Source organism: Mesorhizobium sp. M7A.F.Ca.US.014.04.1.1 (assembly GCF_003998745.1).
In the GTDB taxonomy this organism is placed as follows: domain Bacteria; phylum Pseudomonadota; class Alphaproteobacteria; order Rhizobiales; family Rhizobiaceae; genus Mesorhizobium; species Mesorhizobium ciceri.
In genome coordinates, this window is record NZ_RZRW01000635.1 from 1 (window position 1) to 3,097 (window position 3,097).

Annotated in this window: 3 protein-coding genes; all 3 read left to right on the forward strand. The window is 60.9% G+C overall.

The genetic code is table 11. The annotated features are described in order from the left end of the window. Positions 1-427: 427 nt before the first annotated feature. On the forward strand, positions 428-799 hold the full coding sequence (gene rpsL / locus EOA22_RS29005) for a 30S ribosomal protein S12 (RefSeq protein WP_006333356.1): 372 nt from the start codon (positions 428-430) through the stop codon (positions 797-799). Between the two features lie 60 nt (positions 800-859). Next, entirely contained in the window at positions 860-1,330 is a 471-nt protein-coding gene (rpsG, locus tag EOA22_RS29010) for a 30S ribosomal protein S7 (protein WP_008875664.1), read from the forward strand. Positions 1,331-1,359: 29 nt separating this feature from the next. Then, the coding region (gene fusA / locus EOA22_RS29015; protein WP_127390405.1) for an elongation factor G at positions 1,360-3,097 on the forward strand (1,738 nt) is incomplete at its 3' end.

Here is a 3,097-nt window from a genome sequence, read left to right on the forward strand (position 1 = left end):
AAGCAAGGCCGCGCGACAGCGCAAACCCATTCACTTTGCCTGAAGGCTTGTCACTTTCTTCCTCGCTCTTGCAAAAATGCGAAAGAAAATTACATGCGGTTTTCGCATGGCTGCCAAGCCTTGGTCGGCGCGCAATATTTGGTGCTCCGGGCTTGACGGTCCGCGGTCTTACGGGTAGAAGCCGCCCAGTCAGAACCGATGTGAGGCTCTCCCTTCCGAAGCGACACGCTTTGGAGTTTGCCTCAAACAGGGTTCGTTTTACGAGCGAAAAGACATTTCCGGCGTGCACGAAGCGGCTTCCGCTTCCTCTGCCTTTTGTTCGGGCAAGACCGCGAGGCGCGGTTTATGGCCCGAATTTGCGTATGGAAATGACGCTTTGAGCGGCCCTGACCGGGCGAGACACGGAATTGAGAGACAAGAGGGTTTAATGCCTACCGTCAACCAGCTGATCCGCAAGCCGCGCATTGCGCCGGTGAAGCGCAACAAGGTCCCGGCCATGCAGCAGAACCCGCAGAAGCGGGGCGTCTGCACGCGCGTCTATACAACGACGCCGAAGAAGCCGAACTCGGCGCTGCGCAAGGTGGCCAAGATCCGCCTGACCAATGGTTTTGAAGTGATCGGGTACATCCCCGGCGAAGGCCACAACCTTCAGGAGCACTCCGTGGTGATGATCCGCGGCGGCCGCGTCAAGGATCTTCCGGGCGTTCGCTACCACATCATCCGCGGCGTGCTCGACACGCAGGGTGTGAAGAACCGCAAGCAGCGCCGTTCGAAGTACGGCGCCAAGCGTCCGAAGTAAGATTTTCCGGCCTTGGCGCTCCTTGAGTGCGTCGGGCTATGAGATTGAGAGACAAAAGCCATGTCGCGTCGTCACAGTGCAGAAAAGCGTGAGATCAATCCGGACCCGAAGTTCGGCGATCTGATCGTCACCAAGTTCATGAACGCCGTCATGTATGACGGCAAGAAGTCGGTCGCCGAGACCATCGTCTACGGCGCGCTCGACCAGGTTCAGTCGAAGACCAAGCAGGAGCCGGTCACCGTCTTCCATCAGGCGCTCGACAATGTCGCGCCGCATGTGGAAGTGCGTTCGCGTCGTGTCGGCGGCGCCACCTACCAGGTTCCGGTCGACGTGCGCCCCGAGCGCCGCCAGGCATTGGCCATTCGCTGGCTGATTGCTGCGGCCCGCAACCGCAACGAGACCACGATGGTCGACCGCCTCTCCGGCGAGCTGATGGACGCGGCCAACAACCGCGGCACCGCTGTCAAGAAGCGTGAAGACACCCACAAGATGGCTGAAGCCAACCGCGCTTTCGCGCACTACCGCTGGTAAAGCGCGAACGAGACTGAGAGGCAGCTACGATGGCCCGCGAATACAAAATCGAAGACTACCGCAATTTCGGTATCATGGCGCATATTGACGCCGGCAAGACGACGACCACCGAGCGCGTCCTCTACTACACGGGCAAGTCGCACAAGATCGGCGAAGTCCACGACGGCGCTGCCACCATGGATTGGATGGAGCAGGAGCAGGAGCGCGGCATCACCATCACGTCCGCCGCGACCACGACCTTCTGGAAGGCTCGTGACGGCAAGATGCACCGCTTCAACATCATCGACACCCCCGGCCACGTCGACTTCACCATCGAGGTCGAGCGTTCGCTGCGCGTGCTCGACGGCGCCATCGCGCTGCTCGATGCCAATGCCGGTGTTGAGCCGCAGACCGAGACTGTCTGGCGCCAGGCCGACAAATATCGCGTTCCGCGCATGATCTTCTGCAACAAGATGGACAAGATCGGCGCCGACTTCTATCGCTCGGTCGAGATGATCGGCTCGCGCCTCGGTGCGCATGCTGTTGTCATGCAGCTGCCGATTGGCGCCGAGACCGAGTTCAAGGGCGTTGTCGACCTCGTCGAGATGAACGCGCTGGTCTGGCGCGACGAGACGCTGGGCGCTGCCTGGGACATCGTCGAGATCCCGGACGACCTCAAGGCTCGTGCCGAAGAATACCGCGAGAAGATGATCGAGGCTGCCGTCGAAATGGACGAGACGGCGCTTGAGAATTACCTCGAAGGCAAGATGCCGTCGAATGACGAGATTCGCGCGCTGATCCGCAAGGGCACCATCGCGGTCAAGTTCTACCCGATGTTCTGTGGCTCGGCCTTCAAGAACAAGGGCGTGCAGCCGCTGCTCGACGCCGTTGTCGAATATCTGCCGTCGCCGGCCGATGTTCCCGCCATCAAGGGCGTCGATGCCAAGACCGACGCCGAGATCGAGCGTCATGCCGACGACAACGAGCCGCTGTCGATGCTCGCCTTCAAGATCATGAACGACCCGTTCGTCGGTTCGCTGACCTTTGCGCGCATCTATTCGGGCAGGCTCACCAAGGGCATCTCGGTCGACAACACCGTGAAGGGCAAGAAAGAGCGCATCGGCCGCATGCTGCAGATGCATGCGAACTCGCGCGCCGACGTCGAAGAGGCTTTTGCCGGCGATATCGTTGCTCTTGCCGGTCTCAAGGACACGACCACCGGCGACACGCTGAGCGATCCGCTGCATCCGGTCATCCTCGAGCGCATGGAATTCCCCGATCCGGTCATCCAGATCGCCATCGAGCCGAAGACCAAGAACGACCAGGAAAAGATGGGCCTCGCCCTTCATCGCCTGGCCGCCGAGGATCCGTCCTTCCGCGTCAAGACCGACGAGGAAAGCGGCCAGACAATCATTTCCGGCATGGGCGAACTCCACCTCGACATCATCGTCGACCGCATGCGTCGCGAGTTCAAGGTCGAGGCCAATGTCGGCGCACCGCAGGTGGCCTATCGCGAGACGATCACCCGCAAGCACGAGCAGGACTACACGCACAAGAAGCAGACCGGCGGTACCGGTCAGTTCGCTCGCGTCAAGATCCTGTTCGAGCCGAACCCCGATAGCAGCGAGTTCGAGTTCGATACCAAGATCGTCGGCGGCGCCGTGCCGAAGGAATACATCCCTGGTGTCGAAAAGGGCATCAACAGCGTCATGACCTCGGGTCCGTTCGCGGGCTTCCCGATGATCGGCGTCAAGGCGACCCTCATCGACGGCGCTTACCACGATGTCG